The organism is Chitinophaga rupis (genome assembly GCF_900109685.1).
GTDB lineage: Bacteria > Bacteroidota > Bacteroidia > Chitinophagales > Chitinophagaceae > Chitinophaga > Chitinophaga rupis.
Window position 1 is genome coordinate 86,609 of sequence record NZ_FOBB01000009.1, and the last position, 25,359, is coordinate 111,967.

At 47.5% G+C, this 25,359-nt stretch carries 24 protein-coding genes; 14 read left to right on the plus strand and 10 right to left on the minus strand.

Annotation, left to right across the window (positions count from 1 at the left end; genetic code table 11):
• Positions 1–10: 10 nt before the first annotated feature.
• Positions 11–2,218: a peptidase domain-containing ABC transporter gene (locus tag BMZ54_RS26360; protein WP_089919151.1), complete on the minus strand. Its 2,208-nt coding sequence runs from the start codon at positions 2,216–2,218 to the stop codon at positions 11–13.
• Between the two features lie 226 nt (positions 2,219–2,444).
• Here BMZ54_RS26360 and BMZ54_RS33005 point away from each other — a divergent pair, with 226 nt between their 5' ends.
• The 3 genes from BMZ54_RS33005 to BMZ54_RS26370 all read left to right on the plus strand — a co-directional run bounded on the left by BMZ54_RS33005 (position 2,445) and on the right by BMZ54_RS26370 (position 4,570).
• Positions 2,445–2,618, plus strand: coding sequence for a class I lanthipeptide (locus BMZ54_RS33005; protein ID WP_156093028.1), 174 nt, complete (start codon positions 2,445–2,447; stop codon positions 2,616–2,618).
• Positions 2,619–2,693: 75 nt separating this feature from the next.
• Positions 2,694–3,887 (plus strand): lanthionine synthetase C family protein, encoded by a 1,194-nt coding sequence (locus tag BMZ54_RS26365; protein WP_089919152.1) that lies wholly within the window; start codon positions 2,694–2,696, stop codon positions 3,885–3,887.
• A 56-nt stretch (positions 3,888–3,943) separates the two neighbouring features.
• Positions 3,944–4,570, plus strand: coding sequence for a response regulator (locus tag BMZ54_RS26370; protein ID WP_089919154.1), 627 nt, complete (start codon positions 3,944–3,946; stop codon positions 4,568–4,570).
• Between the two features lie 79 nt (positions 4,571–4,649).
• On the opposite strand, the gene BMZ54_RS26375 is transcribed toward BMZ54_RS26370, so the two are convergent.
• Positions 4,650–5,288 (minus strand): 4'-phosphopantetheinyl transferase family protein, encoded by a 639-nt coding sequence (locus BMZ54_RS26375; RefSeq protein ID WP_089919155.1) that lies wholly within the window; start codon positions 5,286–5,288, stop codon positions 4,650–4,652.
• Between the two features lie 243 nt (positions 5,289–5,531).
• Between BMZ54_RS26375 and BMZ54_RS26380 the strand changes: the two genes are divergently transcribed.
• The 4 genes from BMZ54_RS26380 (at position 5,532) to BMZ54_RS26395 (ending at position 9,749) form a co-directional block, all read left to right on the plus strand.
• The gene (locus BMZ54_RS26380; RefSeq protein WP_089919157.1) at positions 5,532–5,711 is read left to right on the plus strand and encodes a hypothetical protein; all 180 of its coding nucleotides are present in this window, start codon (positions 5,532–5,534) and stop codon (positions 5,709–5,711) included.
• A gap of 421 nt (positions 5,712–6,132) precedes the next feature.
• Positions 6,133–6,375: a helix-turn-helix domain-containing protein gene (locus tag BMZ54_RS26385; RefSeq protein WP_089919158.1), complete on the plus strand. Its 243-nt coding sequence runs from the start codon at positions 6,133–6,135 to the stop codon at positions 6,373–6,375.
• 23 nt (positions 6,376–6,398) lie between these two features.
• Positions 6,399–7,544 carry an HlyD family secretion protein gene (locus tag BMZ54_RS26390; RefSeq protein WP_089919160.1) on the plus strand — a complete coding sequence of 382 codons (1,146 nt, stop codon included), beginning with the start codon at positions 6,399–6,401 and terminating at the stop codon, positions 7,542–7,544.
• 24 nt (positions 7,545–7,568) lie between these two features.
• A complete protein-coding gene (locus tag BMZ54_RS26395; protein ID WP_089919162.1) occupies positions 7,569–9,749 on the plus strand; it encodes a peptidase domain-containing ABC transporter in 2,181 nt (726 codons plus the stop codon).
• Between the two features lie 47 nt (positions 9,750–9,796).
• On the opposite strand, the gene BMZ54_RS26400 is transcribed toward BMZ54_RS26395, so the two are convergent.
• Positions 9,797–10,282: a DUF6691 family protein gene (locus tag BMZ54_RS26400; protein ID WP_089919164.1), complete on the minus strand. Its 486-nt coding sequence runs from the start codon at positions 10,280–10,282 to the stop codon at positions 9,797–9,799.
• Positions 10,283–10,285: 3 nt separating this feature from the next.
• Positions 10,286–10,849, minus strand: coding sequence for a YeeE/YedE family protein (locus BMZ54_RS26405; protein ID WP_089919508.1), 564 nt, complete (start codon positions 10,847–10,849; stop codon positions 10,286–10,288).
• A 161-nt stretch (positions 10,850–11,010) separates the two neighbouring features.
• Here BMZ54_RS26405 and BMZ54_RS26410 point away from each other — a divergent pair, with 161 nt between their 5' ends.
• Both BMZ54_RS26410 and BMZ54_RS26415 read left to right on the plus strand, forming a co-directional pair.
• Positions 11,011–11,343: a type II toxin-antitoxin system HigB family toxin gene (locus tag BMZ54_RS26410; RefSeq protein ID WP_089919165.1), complete on the plus strand. Its 333-nt coding sequence runs from the start codon at positions 11,011–11,013 to the stop codon at positions 11,341–11,343.
• Between the two features lie 9 nt (positions 11,344–11,352).
• The gene (locus tag BMZ54_RS26415) at positions 11,353–11,802 is read left to right on the plus strand and encodes a helix-turn-helix domain-containing protein (protein ID WP_089919166.1); all 450 of its coding nucleotides are present in this window, start codon (positions 11,353–11,355) and stop codon (positions 11,800–11,802) included.
• A gap of 11 nt (positions 11,803–11,813) precedes the next feature.
• On the opposite strand, the gene BMZ54_RS26420 is transcribed toward BMZ54_RS26415, so the two are convergent.
• A complete protein-coding gene (locus tag BMZ54_RS26420; RefSeq protein ID WP_089919168.1) occupies positions 11,814–13,094 on the minus strand; it encodes a flavin monoamine oxidase family protein in 1,281 nt (426 codons plus the stop codon).
• Positions 13,095–13,099: 5 nt separating this feature from the next.
• Complete coding sequence (locus BMZ54_RS26425; RefSeq protein ID WP_162277678.1) at positions 13,100–13,729, minus strand: CGNR zinc finger domain-containing protein; 630 nt, start codon at positions 13,727–13,729, stop codon at positions 13,100–13,102.
• Between the two features lie 138 nt (positions 13,730–13,867).
• On the opposite strand from BMZ54_RS26425, the gene BMZ54_RS26430 reads away from it, so the two are divergent.
• A complete protein-coding gene (locus BMZ54_RS26430; protein ID WP_089919172.1) occupies positions 13,868–14,797 on the plus strand; it encodes an EamA family transporter in 930 nt (309 codons plus the stop codon).
• Here BMZ54_RS26430 and BMZ54_RS26435 read toward each other — a convergent pair.
• Positions 14,794–15,150 (minus strand): S-adenosylmethionine decarboxylase, encoded by a 357-nt coding sequence (locus tag BMZ54_RS26435; protein WP_089919175.1) that lies wholly within the window; start codon positions 15,148–15,150, stop codon positions 14,794–14,796. The two genes, BMZ54_RS26430 and BMZ54_RS26435, sit on opposite strands and share 4 nt — an antisense overlap.
• A 112-nt stretch (positions 15,151–15,262) precedes the next feature.
• Complete coding sequence (locus BMZ54_RS26440; protein WP_089919176.1) at positions 15,263–16,027, minus strand: hypothetical protein; 765 nt, start codon at positions 16,025–16,027, stop codon at positions 15,263–15,265.
• Positions 16,028–16,332: 305 nt separating this feature from the next.
• On the opposite strand from BMZ54_RS26440, the gene mnmD reads away from it, so the two are divergent.
• Together mnmD and BMZ54_RS26450 are read left to right on the plus strand one after the other, a co-directional pair.
• Positions 16,333–17,004, plus strand: coding sequence for a tRNA (5-methylaminomethyl-2-thiouridine)(34)-methyltransferase MnmC2 (gene mnmD / locus BMZ54_RS26445; RefSeq protein WP_089919178.1), 672 nt, complete (start codon positions 16,333–16,335; stop codon positions 17,002–17,004).
• 168 nt (positions 17,005–17,172) lie between these two features.
• Positions 17,173–19,059 (plus strand): DUF4139 domain-containing protein, encoded by a 1,887-nt coding sequence (locus BMZ54_RS26450; protein WP_089919180.1) that lies wholly within the window; start codon positions 17,173–17,175, stop codon positions 19,057–19,059.
• A gap of 168 nt (positions 19,060–19,227) precedes the next feature.
• Here the strand turns inward: BMZ54_RS26450 and BMZ54_RS26455 are convergent, their stop codons facing one another.
• Complete coding sequence (locus BMZ54_RS26455; protein ID WP_089919510.1) at positions 19,228–21,504, minus strand: S9 family peptidase; 2,277 nt, start codon at positions 21,502–21,504, stop codon at positions 19,228–19,230.
• A gap of 178 nt (positions 21,505–21,682) precedes the next feature.
• Positions 21,683–22,564 (minus strand): AraC family transcriptional regulator, encoded by an 882-nt coding sequence (locus tag BMZ54_RS26460; RefSeq protein ID WP_089919182.1) that lies wholly within the window; start codon positions 22,562–22,564, stop codon positions 21,683–21,685.
• Positions 22,565–22,846: 282 nt separating this feature from the next.
• On the opposite strand from BMZ54_RS26460, the gene BMZ54_RS26465 reads away from it, so the two are divergent.
• On the plus strand, positions 22,847–23,782 hold the full coding sequence (locus BMZ54_RS26465; RefSeq protein ID WP_089919185.1) for a dihydrodipicolinate synthase family protein: 936 nt from the start codon (positions 22,847–22,849) through the stop codon (positions 23,780–23,782).
• 103 nt (positions 23,783–23,885) lie between these two features.
• Entirely contained in the window at positions 23,886–25,340 is a 1,455-nt protein-coding gene (locus BMZ54_RS26470) for an aldehyde dehydrogenase (NADP(+)) (protein WP_238386699.1), read from the plus strand.
• The last annotated feature ends 19 nt before the right edge of the window (positions 25,341–25,359 follow it).

Consider the following 25,359-nt stretch of genomic DNA (forward strand, 5'->3'; position numbering starts at 1 on the left):
AATAATGTTTTTAATCTCCCAGTTCCAGCTGGTTCTTTACCAGCTCAAAATATTTTCCTCTTTTGCGGGTAAGGGTTTGATGGTTGCCCACTTCCACAATGCGGCCCTGTTCCAGCACTACGATCTGGTCTGCATGTTTTACCGTGCTTAAGCGGTGCGCGATCACTACCACCGTCTTACCCTGGAAAAATTGCTGCAGGTTTTCTATGATGATCTTTTCATTATTGGCATCCAGCGCGCTGGTGGCTTCATCAAAGAACAGGTATTGCGGATCTTTATATACTGCGCGGGCAATGAGCAGGCGCTGTTTTTGCCCGGTGCTTAACCCATTGCCGATGTTGCCTATTTTGGTGGCAAAACCTGCGGGCAGCTGCTGTATAAAGTTTTCAATATTGGCTACCCGTGCGGCATGCAGCAGCCTGCGCTCGTTGATCTTTTCATCGCCCACGGCAATGTTACGGGCAATGGTATCTGAAAAAATAAATCCTTCCTGCATCACTACGCCGCACTGGCGCCGCCACCATTTGGGCGAGAGCCCGGATAGTTCCGTATGCCCCACCAGCAGCTTGCCGGCTACCGGTTCATAAAAACGTAACAACATTTTTAACAGGGTGGTTTTACCGCTACCGCTGCTGCCAACGATAGCGGTTACCTTCCCTTCAGGAATATTGAGGTTAACATCTTTTAGCACATAGGGGCTGCTGCCGCTGCTGTACTGGAAAGAAAGATTGTCCAGCTGCAGATCGCCATTTTGTAACAGGGGTGTTTGCAGCGTAAATGTATCTGTAACAGTTGCAGGTTCTTCGTTATCGCGGTTATGAATTTCTCCCAGTCTTTCCAGGCTGATACGCGCATCCTGCGCAGAGCGGAAAAAGGCCAGCAGCTGTTCCAATGGGCTGTTCATTTGCCCTATCATATAGCTTACGCCCAGCAGCATGCCCAGTGTCATTTGCCCGCTCACCACTTCGCGCGCTGCAATGTAGGAGATGAGAATATTCTTCAGCTGTGAAAAGAACAGGTTGCCGGTTTGCTGGTACTGTTCCAGCGTAAGGCTGCTGATATTAAGGCGGAACAGGCGGGCCTGGATGCGTTCCCATTCCCAGCGCTTTGGTGTTTCACAGTTATTGAGCTTTATTTCCTGCATGCCGGTGATCAATTCATACAGGCTGTTCTGGTTATTACTCATTTGCTGAAAGCGTTTATAGTCCAGCTCTTTACGCTTTTGCAAAAAGAAAACGATCCATACAACAGACAGCACACTGCCTACCAGGAAGATGAACAGGATCTTTAAGCTATAAATGCCCAGCACCACGGAAAATACCAGCAGGCTTACAAAAGAGAACAGCGTATGCAGCGTTTGCGTGGTCAGGAACTGCTCAATTCTGCCGTGATCATTGATGCGCTGCGTAATGTCCCCGATCATTTTTGCATCAAAAAAGCGGATAGGCAGCTGCATGAGCTTAGTCAGGAAGTCGGATATAATAGACATATTGATACGGCTGTTCATATGCAGCAGTATCCAGCTACGGATCATTTCCACTGCTGTGGTGCCAATAAACAATACCAGCTGGGATACCAGCACCAGCTGAATAAAACCCATGTTCTGGTAATTCACACCATAGTCAACCAGGCTTTGGGTAAGAAAGGGCAGTACCAGCGCCAGTAAGCTGCCCAGTAACATGCCCAGTACCAGCTGGGTTATATATTTACGATAAGGTGTTAAATACTGGAACAGGAACTGAAAGCCTTTACGGGCTGCGGCATCTTCCTCATGCTGGTAAAAAAGCGGGGTGGGTTCCAGCATCAGCACAATACCTTGCGCATCTTCCTTACTGGCCCAGCTTTTCAGGAAGGCAGCCTTGTCTATTTTTACCAGCCCATGCCCGGGATCTGCAATTAATAATTTATCGCTTGCTTTATTACTGTTATAGTTCTGCGGGGGCAGTACAACATAATGATCCTGGTTCCAGTGCAGAATGCAGGGTAACGCAACTTCTTTATCCAGCTGCTCAAAATTTACCGCTGCTGCTAATGTACGGAAACCGATCTTTTCTGCTGCTTCGCTGATGCCCAGCAGGGATACACCTTCGCGGCTCATGTCGCTCATTTGCCGCAGACTGTCAAGTGAGTAATGGCGTCCGTAATGTTTGGCGATCATGCGCAAACAGGTAGGGCCGCAGTCCATAGTATCTAATTGTTTGTAGATGGGGAAACGCATATAGTTAAAAGATCAGCCGCGAAGGTAGCAGGATGGCTGGCGCGCGGGCTCCCTGTAAAGGGTGATTTTTTAAATAATAAAGATTTATCCTGCTGTTTTATAAAATCACCTTTTCCGGGGAGATAGTCTTGCCGCGGTGCCTATACTTTTGTGCTATCATTATTTCATTAACCACTCACAATTAAAGTTTTTACTGCTTTTTAAGATTACAAAAGCATTCTGTGTCATGAAAAAACAATCCCAAAAGAAATTAACCCTGGGAAAAATTACTGTAGCCAGCCTCACTAAAGCGGATCAGCAAATGGTAAAAGGCGGTTTGCCAATTGATTTCACAAAGAGAAGCGTATGCGCAGACGCTTGTTGCGCCAGCGACATTAACGCGCAGTGCCGTACCCTGTAATTGTTAAGGCATTCATTTGCAAAACACACTTCATGCATGTGGAGTGTGTTTTGTTTTTAACCCCTCATTATTTTTATGAAACAGCTATATAAGATACTGGCAGATATCAGCACCGCGCTGGATCATTTTATTGAGCAGGAAACAGATCCCGGCCTGCTAAGCGGCTATGGTGGCTGCGCCTTATTTTATGCTTATTACCATCGCTTGACGGGCAAGGAGGAGTACCTGCATAAAATGGAGCTGGTGGTAATGAAAGCCCTGCATGCAATGGCTACGGAAGAAATGATCCATTCACATTGCAGCGGTGTGGCCGGTATCAGCTGGTGTTTACAGCATTTAATGCAGCAGGGCTTTATTGAAAAGGAAGAAGGCGCCAATGCTTTTGAAGAAACCGATGCGCTGCTGTACCGGTATATGGACCAGGAGCTAAGTGAAATGCGCTACGATCTTTTACATGAAGGCTTAGGCCCTGCCTTGTATTTCCTGGAGCGCGAAGCGGAACCTGCGATAAATGTTTATCTGGAAAACGTTGTTACCCGGCTGGAAAAGGCTGCTGTGCCTATGGCTACCGGCATTAGCTGGAAAGATGGTTTTGTGAAAAAAGACCAGGAGGGTGATCATTATAACCTGGGCCTGGCCCATGGTATGCCGGCCATACTGGCGGTACTGGGAATGATCTATGAAAGGGGTATAGCGCAGGAACGCGCCCGGTCTTTGCTGGAAAAGGGTATACAATGGTTATTAACTACCCGTAATCAAAACATCAGCACCGGCATGTCCTGTTACCCAACCATGGTAACGGCCGGCAATAAACCTGTTGGCAACCCGCAAAGCCGCCTGGGCTGGTGCTATGGCGATCCTGGTATTGCCATTACCCTATGGAACGCCGGTGTGCGCCTGCAGAACGAAAGTTTTAAACAGGAGGCCTGCGATATCCTGCTACAGACCATGCAGCACCGCGATGCAGAAAATGGTAGTGTGCGGGATGCCGGCTTATGCCATGGCAGCATGGGGCTGGCGCATATTTATAACCGCATGTACGCTGGTAGCGGTAATGAGCTGTTACGCAGGGGCATGGACCACTGGCTGCAGCAAACCCTGGCTTTCCGTACCTGGGCCGATGGGCCGGCTGGTTTTAAATGCCATACTATGAGTGGTAAGGTGAACAGCTATAACCTGCTGGAAGGTATTACCGGCATCGGGCTGGCCCTGATGGCCATTGCAGATCCACAGGCGGCAGCCTGGGACCGATGCATGCTGCTATCCTGATTAGTTGGAAAAATGGGGAACAATTTTGTAGCTTTGAAAACAGCTCATAACAGTATATGGTACGCGTTTTCATTGTCGATGATCATCCCCTGGTTTTAGAAGGGTTACGTTTCCTGCTTGGCTCCGAAAAAGACATTCAACTCACCGGACATGCTCCCAATGGCCAGGCCTGCCTGGACTATTTTACAGAAAATAAAGCAGATGTGATCCTGATGGACATTGGCCTGCCGGATATGAGCGGTATAGACCTGTGCGGCATGATCAAAACAAAATACCCCCAGGTAATGGTGCTGGCCCTCAGCTCCTTTAACGATGGCCACCACGTAAAACAAATGATGGACAAAGGCGCCAGCGGCTATGTGATCAAGAATGCCGATAAGGAAGTGCTGCTGGAAGCCATTAGTGAAGTAAATAAAGGTAAAACCTACCTGTGCTTTGAAGCCGGCCATGCTGCCCGCAAAGAAGATGATAACACCCTTAACAAATTACCCCCTTTAACCCGCCGCGAAAAAGAAGTGCTGCAGCTGATTGCGGAAGGTTACACGAACCCTGAAATAGCCGAAAAATTATTCGTCAGCGCATCTACTGTAGATACCCACCGCAAAAGTCTGCTCGCCAAACTGGATGTGAAAAATACTGCTGTTCTTATCCGTTTTGCGCTTGAGAATAAGCTGGTCAAATAGGGAATTAACAATAATGGAGGCATGTTTTTCAATGAAGTACATGCCCTACGATTATTAATTGTTAATTATTCATTCTTAATTAGAATCGGATCTCTTCAACTTTGATCTGTAATCCTTTCTGATCGGTAGCTACATGGCAGGCATAGTCCGGGAAAGCCTTTATTTCATGCAGGTACCATTGGTTCTTTTCCAGGGTAACCATGCTTTTATTGGTTACATCAAGACTGGTGAGCGCCGTATTAAGGCCGCTGCCATCTGCTTTCAGGATAGCCTCCTTGCAGGTCCAGTGGGCATAGAACGCGTGTAATGGATTGGATGCATTATTAATGGCCGCCCATTCGGTATCTGTAAACTGGCCTTTAAAATCGTTGATATTAATAGGGCGGATGGCCTCCACGTCAATGCCTATACGCCCATACGGGCTTACCACGCAGGCTACCATGCGGCCGGCATGCGAAATGTTGAAATCTATATTGTCTTCCAGGAAAGGCCGCCCAAACCCGGTATACCGCAGCATATGCAGGTTAGCGGTGCGGCCATGCGCTTTCAGCCCGGCCAGTAACAGGTGTTTGCCCAGCAGGCTGGCATGGGCATCTTCCCATCGCCTGAACTTTGAGATCTTTGTTTGCAGGTACACCGGTAATTGTTCCACTAAAGCCTGGAAGGTAGTGGTAGGCAGCGGTATAGGATAGTTGGCAAAATAAATGGTTCCCGCCATGTAATAGGATAATTGTACGTTGTAAAAGTAATTTAAGCCTGCAAGTTTAGAAAATTCCCGAATAAATTATAATTAATCCTATACCTACATAAATTACCCCACTTTAAAACTGATGGCTATTATTTAAAACCATAGGGTTTTGTTTGCAATATTTATTTTATGCAACTTTCAATTTAATAAGCAGATGCCGAAAAGCTTTGAATAGAGTAGGCACATAAAGTAACCAAGTTAAAACCAAAAGCTATGAAAAACTTTCCAATGGAAGGCCTCACTGAGCTGTCCCTCAATGAATTAACAACAGTAGAAGGCGGTGGTTTGTTAACCAATGTATTAACCACTGCTGCAGGCTTGTTAATGAACCTGCCAAACACAGTGGGGAGTGTAAGAAATACTGTGAATGGCCTGCTGAATTTCCTGATCTAACGGCTGCTCTTTACAAATTGTACTATTACAAGCGGCCGCCGAAAAGCCCACCGGCTAACCCCGGGTATTGTTCAGCTGTTAGGCACCGTATACAATGTATCCGGCATAACCAGCGCTTTCCTGAAAACGCTGCTTGGTACTATTATCTAATCTCTACACTAATTAACGCATTTAACACAAGGATTTAAGAGCGTCCTGCTCCGGTAAACGGACCGGGGCGCTTTCCTGTCCCGGTAATATAGATCCCCTGCCTGCCTTTTATCTGAAAGATCTAAAAATACTGTTCTTCCCTGCAATCCGCTGTGGTTGTTTGCCCGTAGGTATTTGTTAAGCAGCAGCTTAATGAGAGATCACAGTGTCCTATGGCGAAGCCCGGAAATGCAGAGCGCTGTTATCCCGATTCCTATTAACCAGTATCACTATGGAAGGCAGAAAACTAAGATGCACTCAACAGGTGGCAATCCTGATCAGGCATTTGCGCAGAAAGAAAGAATATTCCCAGGAATACATGGCCGCTCACCTGGACATATCCCAGAACGCCTATAGCAAGCTGGAAACCGGGAAGATCCCTATGACCATTGACCGGCTTTGCGAAGTGGCCCGCATCCTGGACATTGCACCCTCCGACCTGCTGGCAGAAATAAATGCTGATCATCACCTGTGATCATTTAATCATAAAAGCATACCATGCCCCAGTTGTTCCCGATAAGTATTATGCAACATTCCACCTATACCTGGCTGCCCAGGGTTAAAGTGAGAACGCAGCTGCTATATATTACCGTACTGGCAGCCGCTTTCATTGCATTGATCTCATTGCCTTTTATTAAGGTAGATGTGTCGGTAAAAGCTACCGGTCTGGTGCGTCCCATTACAGAAAAGCATGAGCTGCGCAACCTGGTGGCCGGCACCATTGCAGCTATACTGGTAACGGACGGGCAAAAACTGTTCAAAGGGCAGGAGATCCTGCGCCTGCAGGAAGCTGTAAGCGACAGCAAGCTGCAGCAAAACACCTGGGAGCTGGACCAGCGCGATAAATATATCCATGACCTCACCTTACTTACCTCCGGCCGTGGTGGCGGCCTGCAATCTCCTTTATACCAGCAGCAGTACCAGCGTTATCAGTCTACCCTCAATGAGCAGCTGGCCACCGTGAATAAGCTAAAAGCCGATATGGAGATGTACGAAAAGCTGTTTGCCGAAAAAGTAATTGCCAAAAAGGAATATGCCGACCGGCAATATGAATATGTAAAAAGCCAGGCCGCCTACCAGCTGACCATACAACAGCAACGCAGCGCCTGGCAGGAAGAGCTGAGTCATTTGCAGACAGAAAGCAGCCGCCTGCATGCAGATACCCGGCAGCTGGAGCAGGAAAAGGAATGGAACGTGATCAAAGCCCCGGTGAGCGGCACCCTGCAGCAATTCAGCGGGAAATATGCCGGCGGTTATATCCAGGCCGGTGAGCTGCTGGGCATTATTTCGCCAGACTCTAACCTGGTAGCGGAATGTTATGTAACACCCAAAGATATTGGCTACCTGCAGGTGGGCATGCCCGTGAAATTCCAGGTAGATGCATTTAATTATAATGAATGGGGCCTGGTAGAAGGCAGGATACAGTCTATTGACAACGATTTTATACTGGTGAATAACCAGCCGGTGTTTAGAGTGAAATGCAGTTTTGCCGGTACAGAGGTGCATACCCGTAATGGCGTAAAAGGGAACCTGAAAAAAGGAATGACCTTCCAGGCACGTTTCATTCTCACCAAACGCAGCCTGTTCCAGCTACTGTATGATAAAACCGATGACTGGATGAACCCCGCCCGTAAGACCACTTAACCTTTTAGTATATAACATGATGCCATGACAAATGATGCCAGATTAAAACGGAGTGCCCGGGTAAAGCAACGCGATATCAGTGATTGCGGCGCCGCCTGCCTGGCATCTGTAGCCGCGTACTATCATTTGCAGCTACCGGTAGCCCGCATCAGGCAATATGCCGGTACCGACCGTAAAGGCACCAATGTATTAGGAGTAATAGAAGCTGCGCAGAAGCTGGGCTTCCAGGCCAAAGGCGTAAAAGGGCCGCTGGAAGCGCTGAACAATATACCCAAGCCTGCTATTGCGCATGTGGTAGTGAACGGCCTGTTGCAGCATTTTGTAGTAGTGTATAGGGTAACCGCCAAACAGGTTGTTGTAATGGACCCGATTGATGGCATGTATCACCACCTAAGCCACGATGATTTTAAAAAAACATGGACCAGTGTGCTGGTGCTGTTAATGCCGGATGAAGATTTTAAAACGGGTAATGAAAAAATATCGCACCTGCAACGTTTCTGGTACCTGCTGCGTCCTCACCGGTCTGTGTTAACGCAGTCGTTGTTTGGCGCGGTGATCTATACTGTGCTCGGGCTTTCTACTTCTATTTATGTACAAAAGATCGTAGATAATGTGCTGGTGGAAGGTAACCGTAACCTCCTGAACCTGTTAGGCGTAATAATGCTGATAATATTGCTGCTGCAATTATTTGTAGGCAATCTTAAAAGCATTTTTGCCGTTAAAACCGGCCAGCAGCTGGATGCGCAGCTGATCTTAGGCTACTATAAACATTTATTAAAACTGCCGCAGCAGTTCTTTGATACTATGCGGGTAGGGGAGATCACCTCCCGTATTGGCGATGCAGTAAAAATACGTGTATTCATTAACGATGTAGCGTTAACCCTGGTGGTGAATGTTTTTATTGTCATCTTCTCTTTCGCTTTGATGTTCACCTATTACTGGAAGCTGGCGCTGATCATGCTGGGTATTATCCCGGTATACCTGCTGATATACCAGGTTAGCAACCGCGTAAATAAAAAGCTGCAGCGCAGGCTGATGGAAGATAATGCGGAACTGGGCAGCCAGCTGGTGGAGTCGCTTAATTCAGTAGCCACTATTAAACGGTTTGGGCTGGAAGAATATGCCAATATGAGAACAGAGCACCGTTTTATACGCCTGCTGAAAACGATTTACCATTCTACCATCAGTAACCTGTACATAGGCAGCGCCGCTAATGTTGTAACCAGCGGTTTTGTGATAGCGCTTTTATGGATCGGTTCTGTGTTTGTGATAAACCGGGAGTTGAGCCCGGGAGAGCTCCTGTCTTTTTACGCGCTGGTAGGGTATTTTACGGGACCGGCTATGGGCCTTATCACCGCTAATAAAAGTATGCAGGATGCGCTTATTGCCGCTGACCGCTTATTTGAGATCATAGACCTGGAGCAGGAGGAAACCGCACAAAAGGTGGAGCTGCAACCTGGTATGATCGGGAATATTGTGTTTAACAACGTTACTTTCAGCTATGGCAGCCGGGTGCCGGTGTTCAGGCATTTTAACCTGGAAATACAGAAGGGACGCATTACAGCTATTGTGGGAGAGAGTGGTTCCGGCAAATCTACCCTGATGTCGTTGCTGCAGAATATTTACCCTTTAAAGGAAGGTACTATTGCCATTGGGCATACGGATATCCGCTATATTCAGCATGAAAGCCTGCGCCGCCTGGTAAGTGTAGTGCCTCAGCAGATAGATCTGTTTGCGGGGCCCATTACGGCTAATATTGCCGTGGGCGAGTTTGAGCCGGATATACAGCAGGTATTACGTATTTCCCAGCAGCTGGGGATCCTGGAATTTATAGAAAAACTGCCAGATGGCTTTAATACATTATTGGGTGAACATGGCGTAAACCTTTCCGGTGGCCAGCGCCAGCGTATTGCTATTGCCCGTGCATTATACCGCCATCCGGAAATACTGATCCTGGATGAAGCTACCTCCTCCCTGGACCCTGTTTCAGATCTTTATGTACAAAACGTTATGCAGGAGCTGAGGGATGCCGGTAAAACAGTGATCGTGATCGCGCACCGGTTAAGTACCGTGGTAAATGCCGATCAGATCGTGGTGCTGCAGGATGGCGCGCTGGCAGAAGAAGGTACGCATAAGCAGCTGCTGGCCCGTAATACGGTGTATGCAAAGTTATGGAGCCATCACCAGGGTATGCTGCAAGGCTGAATAGTAAGTACAGGAACACATGTTGTAAAAGATCCTGTTCATTTGGATCAATGAGGCAGCTTTTCTCTTAGTAAGCCATATACCCAGGTACCTGCAATTGCGCTCAGGATCATTACTATCACCACAAAAGCGCCGGTACCTATTTGTGCAAACAATGGCCCCGGACAAGCGCCGGTAAGCGCCCAGCCGGCACCAAAAATAAGCCCGCCAATGACCTGCCCTTTATTGTATTGCTTAGGTGTAAAATCGATTTTTTCCCCGCTGATGGTTTTAATCCTGAACTTTTTGATGATCCACACAGAAATGGCTGCTACTACTACCGCGGAGCCAATAACCCCATACATGTGAAAACTTTGTAAGCGGAACATTTCCTGTATACGGAACCAGGAAACAATTTCTGCCTTTACAAATACAATACCCAGCAACATACCTGCTACAGCGTATTTGAGCAAATGCCACCAGGGCCTGGGAGTTGCGGTTTCTGTACGCTCTAATGAACGAACTTCAAAATCAGTATTGATTAAATCAGGCATTGCTTACAATTGAAGAATGAAAGGTAAGATCCAGTTGGCGGTTATAAAACCACCTGCCATAAAACAGCAGGTTGCCACCAGGGAAGGGCCCTGCATATTAGCCAGCCCCATAATGGCGTGGCCGGATGTACAGCCGCCGGCATAGCGGGTTCCAAAGCCTACCAGGAAACCGCCTATTACAATAAGAATAAAACCACGTACTGTTAGCAGGTTGGCAAAAGAAAAGAGATCCACCGGCAGCAAATGGTTATAGTCATGAACGTTATAGCTATTCATTTCCTTCACCAGCGCCGGGTGCACCTGTATGGGCTGCGGATTATGCAGTAATATGGATGCCAGCCAGGCGCCTGTTATAATGCCTGCTACAAAAAAGAGGTTCCAGCTTTCCTTTTTCCAGTTGTATTGAAAGAAGGGGATCTTAGCCGGCAGGCAGGCGGCGCAGAGGTGCCGTAAGTTGGCGGATATTCCAAAGTGTTTGTTGCCCAGGAGCAGTAAAACCGGCACTACCAGGCCAATCAGCGGGCCGGCTACATACCAGGGCCAGGGCTGTGAAAGTGTTTGCAACATGCGGTTGGTTATTGAACTGTTTGCAAATGAAAAGTACATCTTTTCCTTAACACCGGATTAACCTTCTTTTGAGCGCACCGTGGTTAATATTGTGGGCTAAAAAAAGTTTTGGTAAAAGTACGCATTCTGCGAACTTATTGTATATTTGTAAATGGAAACCCATGAAAGTGCATTTGATCAAACTGCAAACTATTGAAAAATATGTGAAGGGGCATGCAAATAGCAGAAGTAGCTTTGAACTTTGGATTGTAACGGTAAAAGGTGCAAGCTGGAATATGCCGGAAGATATATTGAATACCTTCGGCAGCGCAGATCTTTTAGGAAATGGTAGTCAGCGGGTGGTATTTAATATTGGAGGTAACCATCACCGCATGATCTGTCAATACGTATTTGGCGCATCGCATGTACATTTGTTTGTGTGCTGGATAGGTACACATGCAGCCTACACAGAGCTATGCGCTAACAGAAAGCAATACATTATCAGTGATTATTAAACCAGGGTTATGGAAAAGTTAAAATACAAGGTAATTAAATCTGAAAAGCAGTATGATGAATACTGTGATGTGCTGGCGGAATTAGTGGCCAGTCCTCGTAAAAACAAAGAGTTATCAGATGAAATAGAGCTGCTTACCCTGCTCATAGAAAAGTGGGATGAATCACACAGCACTTTTAAAGATGCTAACCCTATTGAAATATTACAGTATTTAATGGCAGAAAATAACCTGAAAGCTACAGAGCTGGCCGCTATGCTGGGTATTGGCAAAAGCCTGGTGTCTGATATGCTGCATTACCGCAGAGGGCTTTCCAAAGAAAATATCCGTAAACTCGCAGAGCATTTTAAAGTATCACAGGAGTTATTTAACCGGCCGTATAAACTGATATCCCCGTTAAATGCGCAGTTGAAAAATGCCAGTGTAATGAATACCACAAAAGAGCTAAAGGTAGTAAGGTAATTACTACCTTTTTATTTACTGTTTATCCCTAACATTTTCTTCACTACCTCCTGCCCGTTTACCAGGGCTGCTTCTACGGTTCCCATAAGCGCGCCGTTATACAATCCTTCTCCCGCAAAAAATAATGTGTTCGCTACTGGTGTAGTTAATACGGGCAGTGCTGCTTTGGTATGGATAGTAGGGTATGAATAGGAGCCGCGTGTAAACGGATCATTCGTCCAGTTAATGACCTGCGCGCTAAGCAATAAAGATTGTAACGTTGATGCGGGCATGTTAAAAATGCCTGAGAGGGAATTAAATGCCATTTCCAGCACCTCCGTATCTGACGCATCTTTGAGCGCTTTGACAGGCGGGCCGCCCAGCCAGCCGGTAAGCAGGGTAGATGTTTCGGGGTATTGCGTCCACCAGGTGGGCACGGTTTGCTGGGAAAAAATGAGGGTTATATCTTCCCCGCTTTTGCCGTTAATGGTTTGCTTTTCCCAGAAGGGTTCCCGGAACTGCAGCAGTATTTTAATAATGCCACCCATACCCATTTGCTGTGCCGCTTCATGCTGCGCTGGTAACGGTGGAAAGTATTGCAGGCTGCCCAGCTCCGTTGGCGCTGCCTGTAACACACTAAGCGGTACCGTGATCAATACCTGCTGCGCAGTATAATGTTGCTCATTTGTAGTAATGACCTCCACCTTTCCCGGTTGCCAGTGGATATGCTGTACAATGGATGAGAGCTGAATGGCGCCGCCACCCTTTGTAATTTCTGCTGCCAGAAAAGCGGTGAGGCGATCGTACCCACCATTGATGCGGTATTGGGTGGCTTCATGCTCTGACACCCATTCTTCCCGCATGGCCAGGGTACTGGCATCCGCCGGATCAGCGGTATCATAGCCGGAGGCATAGCGTATAACGGTATCTCTCAGCTCATTGTATTTATCATCCGCAAAATGGAGCTCCAGGAAATCCTGCAGCGGCAGATCTTCTTCCTGCTTTTTCAGTGCGGCTACAAAAAGCGGCCAGTGCGGTATTTCCAGTTCCTCCACAGGTACCAGCTGCCCTTTGAATGATTGCAGCATGGTGCCTTCAATGGCGTGGTAGGGGATGTTTGCTTCTTTTAATAATCCCAGTGTCAGGGGAACATCCCCATGAATAAATTCAGCGCCTGTATGCTGATGGATGCGCCCGCCAATATGATCGCGGGCTTCCAGCAACTGTACTTTCTTCCCGGCTTTTACCAGCTCCCTGGCTGCCATTAAGCCTGCTGCGCCGGCGCCTATAATAATTACGTCTGTTTGTGCCATATGTATTAGCCTTCTGATCCTTGCTTTTTCTTATGATAATATTTCTTCGATTTTTCCATGCTGCCACAGGTAACCGGGCTGCACCAGCGCCGTTTGTTATTCTTGGTGTGGTCCAGGAAGATCCAGCCACATTGCCCGCATTCCTTGATCCGCTGACGATCTTCCAGGGTGAGTATATCATACGCTGATTTCATCACCACCCATAAAGGCGATAGCAGATCGGCAGCATCTTCTTCCCAATCCTGTTCAAGATGTGTGCCTTTTATAGTAAAGCGGATATGCGATAAACCGGCGGATAACACGGTATTAAATTTATGCAGCAGCTCTTCCTGCATTTGCTGTGGCTCCTGTGCTGCAACCGCGGAGAAGAAGTGGTACAGCAATTCCCGTACGCGTTTCATTTTTTGCAGGGCTTTATCGGCTGCTTCAGCATGTTTGGCAGCATATTGCTGCAAGGCTTTACGGCTTTTGCCGTTAAGGATGTTCACCTTATTACACCATTGCAGCAGGGTGGCATAACTATCTAAATACTCATGCAGGTTAATGCCCCGCCAGGAATGAACGGTATTAATAAAATGGAAGCAGAGTGCGCCTCCATCCAGGGGAAGGGTGTTAATATTTCTCTCTTTGCTCATAAAGATACCGGTGGAAAGGTACATTATTTTTACCAGCAAAAAAGCTTTTGACGGTAATAAATAATTATATAGATTTACACTGGTAAAACTTGTTTTACTGGTAATGTAAACTGTAGGCATCAACCCAAACCACCGGATATGAGATCGGAAAATTCACCTCAATGGCTGGTTATCCTGGCTTTCCTGGCTATTTATATTGTATGGGGTACCACCTATATGGCTATTGCATTCGGGTTAAAGGGATTTCCGCCTTTTGTGCTAACGGCTTTCCGGGGTGTGATCGCAGGCAGCATACTGTTAATATGGTGTTTGGCGCGTGGTGAAAAATTACCCGGTGCTGCTACCATAGGCAATGCTTCCATTAGTGGTGTTCTGATGCTGGTGGGTGGTACGGGCCTGGTAACCTGGGCTGAGCAATATGTAAACTCAGGTTACGCGGCTATTATTATGGCTACTGAACCCTTTTTCTTTTTACTGCTGGATAAAAAAGAGTGGGGAAACTACTTTTCCAATAAATGGGTGCTGGGCGGATTGGTGATCGGGTTCACCGGTATTGTACTGTTCTTTCATTATACCCAGGCTACGGCGTCTGAAACAAAGGATGCCGGCATGTTACTGACCGGCAACCTGGTATTATTGCTGGGCGCCATTCTATGGGTAGTAGGTTCCCTGTACGCTAAATATAAATTGGACCACAGCCATTCCAATACCCTGACAACCGGCCTGCAGCTCCTGGCTGCGGGCCTTTTTAGCGGCCTCATCGCATTGTTCACGGGGGAATGGGCTGATTTTAATATAACTACAGTGTCACTGCCTGCCTGGGGAGGTTTGTTATACCTGATCACTATGGGATCGCTGGTGGCCTATATGGCTTTTACCTGGCTAATCACTATTCGCCCGCCGGCATTGGTAAGTACGCATACTTATGTAAACCCGGTAGTGGCCATTTTGATAGGCTGGGCCTTTGCCAATGAGCAGATCTCTTTGCTGCAGATAATAGCGCTGCTGGTGATCTTAGCCGGTGTACTCTTCACCAATATACCGAATTACAAGCTGGCCAAGGGTTAGAAAAGTGTGGAGGCTGTTTCCGTTATGCCAAAATAAGTTTGTATCACGCTTAATGCTTCCGCTTCAGAAAAATCTTTACAGGTATAAATAATTGCAGACAGGAATTGTTGCTGGCTCCACACGGCTATATAAATGCCTGAATCAATCAGCGGCACAAAGGCATCATAACCCTGGTTGGCTGCTTTACCTTCCCCGCTGGTAGTGTGTACAATTGGGGCGCCATACGTGCGCATAGAAAGCTGGGTGGTAAAGTGCTGAAAGAAATGGATCAGCGTTTGTTCATCTACGGGAATGGTAAAATATCCCTCTACTAAAAGTCTTTTGCGGAATATATCAGGAGCTAAATTTTTCATAGCGGGGCAGTTTTCATAAATATAAATAGAAAAAGGCAGCGATGATAGATCGCTGCCTTTTCCAGGAATAATTTTACACTAGCTACGTGTGTCTTAGTGGTTGGTTACCTAATTACTTCTGAGCAGTAGTGTCTTTTTTAATCTTTTCCTTTTTTATGTGTTTTTTACCGGTGGTATCTACTGGTTGAGTAGCAACGGTATCACGGATAACTGCTGTATCGCGACGGATAGTAGCGGTATCTTTTGCCATAGAAGCAGTGTCTTTTACAAAAGATGCAGTGTCAGGGCGCATTGCTGCAGTATCCTTAACAATAAAAGATGCGGTGTCTTTTGCAAAGAAAGCAGTATCCTTTTTGAATGCAGCTGTGTCTTTAGCAAAAGCGGTGTCTGCTACGAAGTTAGCAGTGTCTTTGAAGAATGCAGTGTCAGGAGTGGCAAAAGCAGCAGTGTCTTTTACAAAAGCTGTGTCCATTTTAAAGTTTGCAGTATCTGCTTTAAAAGCTGCAGTATCTACTGCAAAAGCAGCGGTATCTACTTTAAAGTTCGCAGTATCTGCTTTGAAAGCTGCGGTATCCACTGCGAAATTTGCAGTATCTACTTTAAAGTTAGCTGTATCAGCTACAGCTGCAGTATCCAGCGCAAAAGCAGTATCTACTGCGAAAGCAGCGGTATCTACTTTAAAGTTCGCAGTATCTGCTTTGAAAGCTGCGGTATCCACTGCGAAATTTGCAGTATCTACTTTAAAGTTTGCTGTATCAGCTACAGCTACGGTGTCGCGGGACATTTTTGCACTAACACCATTCTTTGCGTTTACCTGTGTAAGCATTATTGCTCCAACGCCTGCCATAAGGCCAAATTTTAAGATCTGTGTTTTCATCGTTTTTCAATTTTTATGGTTAACGATCCGATTTAACTTTTTTGACTGAAACCATTTCGTTTGGTTTCTTGCCAGGGAATAAGACAAAAACCCTGCGCAAAATCAGAAAAGAATTGTTAAAACGGCCCAATCCCTTTGAGAATACGGCATTTCAGCGTTTGAATGTTTTTATGTAACATTTCTTTAACGGATGTATTTTGTAGAAGCTACACCCAATCAACATCTTATTTTGTTGACTATGTCCCCACGTTTTTGTTCCGTGCATTCCTGTGCGTAGCATGGTTTAGGGCCATTATCTTTACAGCATGGAACGGCATATACAGCTTACAGGCGACGGATCACATACCATAGGCGTAACCGGTACCAATGTTACGTACCACAGTACCTATGGCGCTATTCAGGAGAGTGTACATATATATATTAATGCAGGATTGCGGCCCCTGCTGCAACAACATTCGCCCTTATATATATTTGAAATGGGCTTTGGTACCGGTTTAAATGCGCTGCTTACTTTACAGGAGGCCATTGCACAACAACGGCCTGTTTATTATGAAGCAGTAGAATTGTACCCGTTATCTGCCCCGGAAATGCAGGCCTTAAATTATAATAATTTGTTAAAAGCCACCACAGGCCATGACCTGAAAGCCTTACACAGCGCGGCCTGGGAGGAAGTTGTACCGCTGCATCCACAATTTTCCCTGTTAAAGAAAAAGCAATCACTGGCTGCATACCTGGCAGCTTCCTCACCGTTATTTCACCTGGTTTATTTTGATGCCTTTGCGCCGGAGATACAGCCAGAACTATGGAGTGCTGCCGTGTTTGAGCAGGTAGCGGCACGAATGTACCCAGGAGGGGTGCTGGTTACTTATTGTAGTAAAAGTGCGGTACGGAAAGACCTGCAGGCCATTGGTTTTACCGTGGAGAAATTAGCCGGTCCGCCGGGTAAAAGGGAAATTATAAGGGCTGTGAAGGACTAAGGGGCCATTTGCTTTTGTGCGAACAATTACTATATTTAGGAATAATATTTTACTGCTATTACAGTTTTTTGAGTAATTATTAATACCTATGATAGGGGAAAGGGGCATCAAACATTTCCGTTTATGGAAAATAAAATAACCCGGCATCCTTGAACAAATTGCCACAAAATGAGATATACCTATTTTATCCCGGTGCTGCTTTGCGTGCAGCAGAGCTTTGCACAAATACCCGCCACTTCCGCCAGCACCGTTGACCAGGTTACCGTTTTCCTGCAGGGCGCACAGGTTACCCGCAGCATGCAGTACACCGTTACACCAGGCAACAATAAGATTGTTTTCAGCGGCATTTCCCCGGACGTGGATCAAAAAAGCATACAGGCTAAGCTGCCGGCCAATACCATGTTGTTATCTGTATCGCATCAGCCCAATTTTATTAAGGAACAATCGCAGCGGGAAGAAATTGATCAGCTGGAAAAACAGCGTCAGACCCTGCAGGACAAGCTGGACCGTGAAAAAAATAACCTGCAGGTATACACGCAGGAGGAAAGCATTCTTACCAAGAACCAGGATATTGGCGGCACCAATAACGTTTTAAAAGCCATAGAGTTAAAAGATATACTGGACCTGCAACGGCAGCGCCTGACAGAGGTGCTGGATAAACAGCTCAGTATTAAACAACAGATCCGCACGCTGGAAAAAGATCTGCTGCAAACAACTAATCAGTTGCAGGGCCTGCGCCAGCTGAAAGAAACCCCTACCAGCGATATAGTGCTGGATGTATTGGCTAAAAGCGCCTCCACTGGCAAATTCACCGTTAGCTACCTGGTAAAGAACGCAGGCTGGCTGCCGGCTTACGATATACGGGTAAAGGACATTACTCAGCCGCTGGATATTACTTTTAAAGCCAAAGTATTTCAGCAGTGTGGCGAAATGTGGAAGAAAGTTAAGCTGCAATTAAGTACAGGAAACCCTGACGAAAGCAGCGTGCGGCCGGTATTACGCCCCTGGTACTTACACAGCTACAGCAGCTATGATGAGCTGAACCGTAGCCGCCAGGCGCAGCAAATGCTCAGCAATGGCGAGATAAGCGGGCGGGTAACAGATGACAGCGGGAACCCGCTTACAGGCTGTAGTGTACAAATAAAGGGCAAAACGTTAGGTACTGTAACAGATGAGAAGGGCAATTTTCAGCTGCAAACATCCGGCGGGGAACAAACCCTGGTGTTTTCCTATATAGGTTTTAATAAGAGGGAAGTGCCGGTAGATGGCGGTTTTATGCGCATCAGTATGCAACCGGACAACAGGACGTTGGATGAAGTGGTGGTAGTTGGCTATGGCACAGAGAAAGCATTGGAGGGCCGTGTAGCGGGTGTAGCTGTGGGGAATAAAAAAGCCTTGCGCAAACAATCGTCCAGCATAGTTGAGGATGTTACGGAGCAATATGTAGCTACTACTTTTTATTATGATATACCCGTGCCTTATACTATTGAGCCTGATGGAAAGCCTTACACAGTGGGCGTAAAAGAAGTGGAAGTACCTGCCAGCTATGAATATTATGCAGTGCCTAAGCTGGACAAAGCAGCCTTCCTGGTAGCCGGTATTACAGACTGGGAATCCCTGAACCTGCTGGATGGGGAAGCCAGTATTTTTTATGAAGATACCTACCTGGGCAAATCCCTGCTGGACCTGCAAAACTCACAGGATACGCTGCTGATATCCCTGGGCCGCGATAAACAGGTAACTGTTACCCGCACCCTGGAAAAGGATTACAGCCGTAAACGTTTTATTGGCAAGAATATAACAGTAGCGCGGTCCTGGCAGCTAGGCATTAAGAATAATAAACCGGTGCCCATTAGCATTACCCTGCAGGATCAGCTGCCGCTTAGCACTAATACTGATATGGAAATATCCGGGATCAGCTATGGCGATGCCCAGCTGGAAGAAAGCACTAAGCTGCTCACCTGGAAAATGTCGCTGGCCCCTGCTGCAGAGCAAAAGCAGCAGCTTAAATATAGCATTAGCTATCCTAAAGCAGCTATTGTAAATATTGATTAAAAGATAACTATCCAATTAAAACAGCCCTGCCAGGTAATGCCCGGCAGGGCTGTTTAATGCAGAACGCATAATGCTGAATGCTGCCTGCATTTTGCACTATGCGTTCTGCTTTAACGCTATCCTTTCCGCTCTGTTTTATTAATTATTAATTCTTCATTATTAATTGTTTCAGCGGGTGCCCAGTGTTTTATTCTCCACCTTCAGCTCATCCCAGGCTGGTGGGGCAACCTGCAGCAAATTCTTTACAAAAAAATCCCTTCTTTTCTGCTCTCCATAATCACCGCCGGAAGAGTGTCCCATGCCCGGTACCATCACAAAGTCAAAATCCTTATTGTTTTTAATGAGCGCATTTACCAGCTGCAGGGTAGAGGAGGGGTCCACATTATCATCCATCTCTCCCAGGATCAGCATCAGCTTACCTTCCAGGTTAGCGGCATGGGTAACATTGGAACATTCCTCGTATTGCGGGCCTATGGGGTATCCCATCCACTGCTCATTCCACCACATTTTGTCCATGCGGTTATCATGGCATCCACAGGAGGCTACGGCTGCTTTATAAAACTCCGGGTGAAATAATACGGCGCCTGCGGCATTTTGCCCGCCGGCAGAGGTTCCGTAAATGCCTACCCGTGTAAGGTCCATATAGGGATATTTTCCGGCAGCGGCCTTCATCCATAGAATGCGGTCGGGGAAACCGGCATCTTTCAGGTTTTTCCAGCATACATCATGAAATGCTTTGGAGCGGTTGGAGGTGCCCATGCCATCTACCTGTATCACAATAAAACCCAGCTCCGCCAGCTCCTGCATACCGCGGTAGGCAGCCTGGAAGGCTTTAGGTACAAATGCACTGTGCGGGCCTGCATAAATATTTTCTATAACCGGGTACTTACGGGAGGCATCAAAGTTAGAGGGGCGTATGATGATACCCCAGATATCTGTTTGCCCGTCGCGGCCTTTGGCGGAAAATACTTCCGGCGCACGCCAGCCGGTTTGCTGTAAGGCGGTAATATCGGCCTTTTCCAGCTCCATTATTACTTTGCCATTGGCATCGCGTAAAACGGTCACCGGCGGCAGATCTACACGGGAATAGGCATCTGTAAAGTATTTATAATCGGTGCTGAATTTGGCGGCATGCTGTGCATTTTCCGTTGTTAATGGCTGCAGGTGCTTACCTTCAAAATCCGTTTTGTAATACTGCACCAGGTAAGGGTCCTGGCCCTGTTCCCGGCCGCTGGCGCCAAAAATGATGGTCCTGGCCTGCTCATCTACTTTTACAACAGAACGTACTACCCAGCTGCCTTTGGTAATGGGATGCTTTACCTGCCCGGTTTTGCCGTCGTATAAATAGAGGTGATTCCATCCGTCGCGCTCAGATGCCCATATGATCTCTTTACCATCATTCACATCATAACGGTATTTTTTACTGCTGTAATCAATGAACGTGGGGCTGGTTTCCTCTACCAGTATTTTAACCTGACCGGTGGCAGCATCTGCCTCCAGTACGCGGTATACCTGGTGCCCGCGCTGGTTGTATTCAAAGGTAAAGGCGCGGCTATCCTTACGCCATTCCAGGTTGCCCAGGCTGTATTGCTGGTTAAACAGTGCTGCATCTAAGGGAATATGTTTTTTACTTTCTACCAGGAACAGCTGCGGAACCCTTACCGGCAGCGCATCGCCGGGCTTCAGGTAATCGCGGGTGCTAAGCTTTGGCTGCAGCTGGTCTGTTGGGGAGGATGAGATCAGGTACAGCAAATGCTTTTTATTAGCCCGCACCTTAACAGCGGCCAGCTTTTTTGAATCCGGGGCCCACTCCATGTAGCTGGAATAATATTCCCCTTCGGAGCCATCATAGCTTAACTGAAAAACCGCTTTCGTTTTACGGTCGCGGATGTATACGTTGTAGCTTTGGATATAAGCCACCCAGTTGCTGTCCGGCGAGGGCACCGGCGGCTCGTTCTGCTCATCATGTTCTGCGCCCCAGTAGCGGTCGGGTGTGGTTTTTCCTTTGATCTCTTTTAGCCGGCAGCTGTAGTCTGTCAGCTTGCACTGGCACACGGTATCGCCTATATTAAATTCCAGCGTATGTTCCTTATCGCTGAAATCCATCATGTTAAATGGCAGCGCATATGCCGTATAAGTACGGTGCAGCAGGGTGCTGAGGGCGTTTGCCAGCTTCACCTGGTCAAAGGCCGGGCCTTTGGTGCGCTTGTCTGCATCTACCAGCATAAACTCTTTACCGCGCGGTGTTTGCTCGTAGTACCAGCAGCGGTGTGTGCTATCGATCCAGTTAAAGCTGGTGGGGGCATAATAGAGCTTGTTCCTGATACGGCTGCTCCAGTCATTGGCGCGGCGGTAATCATCCGCAGTACCCTGTGCCTGCAGTGTAAGTGCATTGCCCAGTAACAGCAATGTAATGGTTAACAGGCTGAATGTTTTGTATGGCATGGTTGTGATATTTATATAGTCCATGGTCGATGGTCCATAGTCAATGGCCTTTTACAGTGTGATGGATACAGCGTGTAAAGGCAATTATGGGAGGCATTGACCTGAATTTCTTTGTTGTATTTCTGTAACACAGCTATGCCATGGACCATCGGCTATGGACCATGGACAAAGAAGCCCCTCAGTGCTCCACACTCTGAAAATAACTGTTCATATATTCACTGGGCGATTGCCCGGTGATACCTTTAAACACCCGGTTAAAATTGGTAATGCTGTTAAAGCCGCAGGTATAAGCCACGGTGGCAATGTTGTCATAATCACCGTCCGTAAGCTTCTTACAGGCTTCGTTGATGCGTACCTCATTCAGGAAAGACACAAAGGTGTGCAGGGTGTGTTTCTTGAAAAAGCGGCAAAAAGCCTGGGGCGTCATGTGGGCCTGTTTGGCAGCATCTTCCAGGGTAATGGGTTTATCATACTGCTGCATAATAAAATTGTAAATGTTGCCAATGCGTATGCCTTCATGCTCGCTGAACATGGGCGTTTTATTACCGGCGCTCAGCGGGGCAAGATCGGGGTAGCTGCTCAGCTGCTTTAACAGCTCTACAAACAACATCAATTGATCTGCGCCTGCGCTTTGTGCAATACGCAGCATTTTATTGGATACTTCAATTACATGCTGGGCAGGCAGCTTAAAGCCGGACTGGTGCTGCTGTACAAAATTCTTCAGCAGCTTCATTTCCGGCAGGTTGAAGAAAGCTGCCAGTGCGCCGTTCGGGTTAAAGAAGAACATCCAGGCCACGATCTTCTTTTTACTCTTGGGTAAAAAATAAGAAGGTTCGCTTTTAAAGATATGCGGTTGATTGGCGCCCAGCCAGAAGATCTCGTTGGAGCGGAATGAATGCATGTTGTTATCCGCTACCAGTGTGCCTTCACCTTTCTGGATCCAGGTAAGCTGTATCTCCTGGTGGCGGTGCAGATGCGGGTAAAAGTTGGGCAGTACATCTTTCTGTACAATGATGGATTTATCTAATGGCACGGGGATCGTGAACTGTAGCACTTTCATAATACGTCCTTATTTTGGCTGATATTTTTGGTCCATGGTCCATAGTCGATGGTCCATTGCATACCTCATTATGCAGGGATTGCAGGCTGCAATTGCATAACGGGCGGCATTGGATATATTGAAGTAATCCATGGACTATGGACCATCGACCATCGACTCACTCAATATTACAAATTTTACCCCATCCGTTTCCAAAACAGGTTAATATCAGGTAATAATTGATTATAATTGGGTAGGTGCGCATGTAATGATTGAAATATTTTTGAAAAAAATTTGAGTAACATGTCTATTGAATGGAAAGGGATATTTCCTGCAATCACTACCAAGTTCACAGCCAATGATGAATTGGACCTTCCATTATTTGAGAAGAACCTGAAGGCGCAGCTGGCTGCGGGTATAGATGGTATTATCCTGGGAGGATCCCTGGGAGAGGCCAGCACCCTCACAGCAGCTGAAAAAGAAACGCTGGTAAAATATTCGGTAGAGAAGGTCGCGGGCAAAATACCCGTGGTATTGAACATTGCGGAAGGCGCCACGGCGGAAGCGGTAAAACTGGCCCAGCTGGCCCAGGAATGGGGCGCTAAGGGTTTAATGTTATTACCCCCTATGCGCTACAAGAGCGATGAACGGGAAACCGCCGCTTACTTTAAAGCCATCGCATCCTCCACTGATCTGCCGATCATGATCTATAATAACCCGGTAGATTACAAGGTAGACGTAACGCTGGCCATCTTTGAAGAGCTGGCAGCCTTTAAAAACGTACAGGCGGTAAAAGAATCTACCCGCGACGTTTCCAACGTAACCCGTATGATCAACCGTTTTGGCAACCGCTTTAAAATACTCTGCGGCGTGGATACCCTGGCGCTGGAAGAAATGGTATTAGGCGCAGTGGGCTGGGTGGGCGGCCTGGTATGTGCGTTCCCCGCAGAAACCGTAGCCATTTACCGCCTGGTGAAAGCCGGCCGTGTAGCGGAAGCGCTGGAAATTTACCGTTGGTTCCTGCCTCTGCTGGAGCTGGACCTGCATGCCAAACTGGTTCAATATATTAAGCTGGCTGAAACCCGCGCCGGACTGGGTAGCGAGTATGTAAGAGCGCCACGCCTCACCCTTATTGGCAAAGAACGGGAGCAGGTATTATCCGTAATAGATACGGCCCTGGCTAATCGCCCGGAACTGCCGGACTACCTTTCAATAGGTGCATTGGCACATGCAAAATGAGCAGTGAATAATAACGGCGCTATAATGAACAGCCAAAAGTGAATAGTGAAAGCGGAGATTTATTAATTTCACCTTTCACTATTCACTAAAAAAGCAAGAAACCATGATAGATGTAGATATCGTACTGCAGCAGGCCGCTGCTGCATTTGAACACTACAAAACAATACCTGCCCACGTAAGAGCCCTTTTCCTGGAAGCTATTGCAGATGAGCTGGAAGGGCAGCGGGAAGCCCTGGTGCCTGTTGCCAACCAGGAGAGCAACCTGCCCCTGGCCCGCCTGAACGGGGAGCTTACCCGTACCACCAATCAGCTGAAACTTTTTGCCCGCCTTATAAAAGAAGGCAGCTGGGTAGAGGCGGTGATAGATACCGCCAACCCTGCCAGCACGCCGCCCCGGCCGGATATACGTAAAATGTTACTACCGGTAGGCCCTGTAGTGGTGTTTGGCGCCAGCAACTTTCCCTTTGCATTTTCCACTGCCGGCGGCGATACCGCCAGTGCGCTGGCTGCCGGTGCTACCGTGGTGATCAAAGGCCACCCGGCACATGCCCAAACATCCCAAAAGGTATTTGAGGCTATGCAGAAAGCGATTAAAAAGACCAATATGCCGGAGCACACGGTACAGCATGTAGCGGCTCCGGGCAATGATATAGGAAAACAATTGGTGATACACCCGTTAACCACGGGCGTAGGCTTTACCGGCTCTTTTGCAGGCGGTAAAGCATTGTTCGATTATGCCAATCAGAGAGAGACCCCCATACCGGTGTTTGCGGAAATGAGCAGCATTAACCCGGTGGTATTCCTCCCGGATACGCTGGAAAAAAATGCCGCTGCATTGGCGCAAACCTTTGGCGGGTCGGTTACTTTGGGGATGGGACAATTTTGTACTAATCCCGGCCTGCTGCTGGGCATCCGCAGCGCAGCGCTGGAAAATTTTGCACAGCTGCTGGGTGAAGCCATTGCCCAATGTGCCCCGCAAAAAATGCTGCACGGCGGTATTCAGCAGGCTTATGTAAAAGGCCGGCAGCAAATACTGGCGCAGCAGGGCGTGGCGCTGGTAAGCGAATCTGTAACAGCGCCCGCGGAGCTGGAAGCCCACCCGGCACTGGCCCGCGTAGCCGCAAAGGATTTCCTGGCTAACCCGGTATTGAAAGAAGAAGTGTTCGGCCCCTCCTCACTGCTGGTAGTATGTGATAATAAGGAGGAGCTGAAAGCCGTACTGAAAAGTGTAAAAGGCCAGCTTACTACTACTGCAGTAGGTACAGAAGCTGATATGGCCGCCTATGCGGATGTTATTGCCCTGCAAACCACCCTGGCCGGCCGCGTGATCTTAAATGCGCCGCCTACCGGTGTGGAAGTATGCGCAGCCATGGTGCATGGCGGTCCGTTCCCGGCCACTACCGATGCACGTTTTACCTCCGTAGGCACCAGCGCCATTAAACGCTGGGTACGGCCGGTATGTTTCCAGGGATTCCTGGACAGCATGCTGCCTGCAGCCCTGCAAAACGCTAACCCGCTGGGCATTTGGCGAATGGTGGATAATGAGTATACGCGGTAGCAGGCTACCGCCGTCCACG

Bases quoted from the DNA above. Each gene is read 5' to 3' on its own strand.
- BMZ54_RS26360 (WP_089919151.1), bottom strand. From the start codon at position 2,218: ATGCGTTTCCCCATCTACAAACAATTAGATACTATGGACTGCGGCCCT.
- BMZ54_RS33005 (WP_156093028.1), top strand. From the start codon at position 2,445: ATGAAAAAACAATCCCAAAAGAAATTAACCCTGGGAAAAATTACTGTA.
- BMZ54_RS26365 (WP_089919152.1), top strand. From the start codon at position 2,694: ATGAAACAGCTATATAAGATACTGGCAGATATCAGCACCGCGCTGGAT.
- BMZ54_RS26370 (WP_089919154.1), top strand. From the start codon at position 3,944: ATGGTACGCGTTTTCATTGTCGATGATCATCCCCTGGTTTTAGAAGGG.
- BMZ54_RS26375 (WP_089919155.1), bottom strand. From the start codon at position 5,288: ATGGCGGGAACCATTTATTTTGCCAACTATCCTATACCGCTGCCTACC.
- BMZ54_RS26380 (WP_089919157.1), top strand. From the start codon at position 5,532: ATGAAAAACTTTCCAATGGAAGGCCTCACTGAGCTGTCCCTCAATGAA.
- BMZ54_RS26385 (WP_089919158.1), top strand. From the start codon at position 6,133: ATGGAAGGCAGAAAACTAAGATGCACTCAACAGGTGGCAATCCTGATC.
- BMZ54_RS26390 (WP_089919160.1), top strand. From the start codon at position 6,399: ATGCCCCAGTTGTTCCCGATAAGTATTATGCAACATTCCACCTATACC.
- BMZ54_RS26395 (WP_089919162.1), top strand. From the start codon at position 7,569: ATGACAAATGATGCCAGATTAAAACGGAGTGCCCGGGTAAAGCAACGC.
- BMZ54_RS26400 (WP_089919164.1), bottom strand. From the start codon at position 10,282: ATGCCTGATTTAATCAATACTGATTTTGAAGTTCGTTCATTAGAGCGT.
- BMZ54_RS26405 (WP_089919508.1), bottom strand. From the start codon at position 10,849: ATGTTGCAAACACTTTCACAGCCCTGGCCCTGGTATGTAGCCGGCCCG.
- BMZ54_RS26410 (WP_089919165.1), top strand. From the start codon at position 11,011: ATGAAAGTGCATTTGATCAAACTGCAAACTATTGAAAAATATGTGAAG.
- BMZ54_RS26415 (WP_089919166.1), top strand. From the start codon at position 11,353: ATGGAAAAGTTAAAATACAAGGTAATTAAATCTGAAAAGCAGTATGAT.
- BMZ54_RS26420 (WP_089919168.1), bottom strand. From the start codon at position 13,094: ATGGCACAAACAGACGTAATTATTATAGGCGCCGGCGCAGCAGGCTTA.
- BMZ54_RS26425 (WP_162277678.1), bottom strand. From the start codon at position 13,729: ATGAGCAAAGAGAGAAATATTAACACCCTTCCCCTGGATGGAGGCGCA.
- BMZ54_RS26430 (WP_089919172.1), top strand. From the start codon at position 13,868: ATGAGATCGGAAAATTCACCTCAATGGCTGGTTATCCTGGCTTTCCTG.
- BMZ54_RS26435 (WP_089919175.1), bottom strand. From the start codon at position 15,150: ATGAAAAATTTAGCTCCTGATATATTCCGCAAAAGACTTTTAGTAGAG.
- BMZ54_RS26440 (WP_089919176.1), bottom strand. From the start codon at position 16,027: ATGAAAACACAGATCTTAAAATTTGGCCTTATGGCAGGCGTTGGAGCA.
- mnmD (WP_089919178.1), top strand. From the start codon at position 16,333: ATGGAACGGCATATACAGCTTACAGGCGACGGATCACATACCATAGGC.
- BMZ54_RS26450 (WP_089919180.1), top strand. From the start codon at position 17,173: ATGAGATATACCTATTTTATCCCGGTGCTGCTTTGCGTGCAGCAGAGC.
- BMZ54_RS26455 (WP_089919510.1), bottom strand. From the start codon at position 21,504: ATGCCATACAAAACATTCAGCCTGTTAACCATTACATTGCTGTTACTG.
- BMZ54_RS26460 (WP_089919182.1), bottom strand. From the start codon at position 22,564: ATGAAAGTGCTACAGTTCACGATCCCCGTGCCATTAGATAAATCCATC.
- BMZ54_RS26465 (WP_089919185.1), top strand. From the start codon at position 22,847: ATGTCTATTGAATGGAAAGGGATATTTCCTGCAATCACTACCAAGTTC.
- BMZ54_RS26470 (WP_238386699.1), top strand. From the start codon at position 23,886: ATGATAGATGTAGATATCGTACTGCAGCAGGCCGCTGCTGCATTTGAA.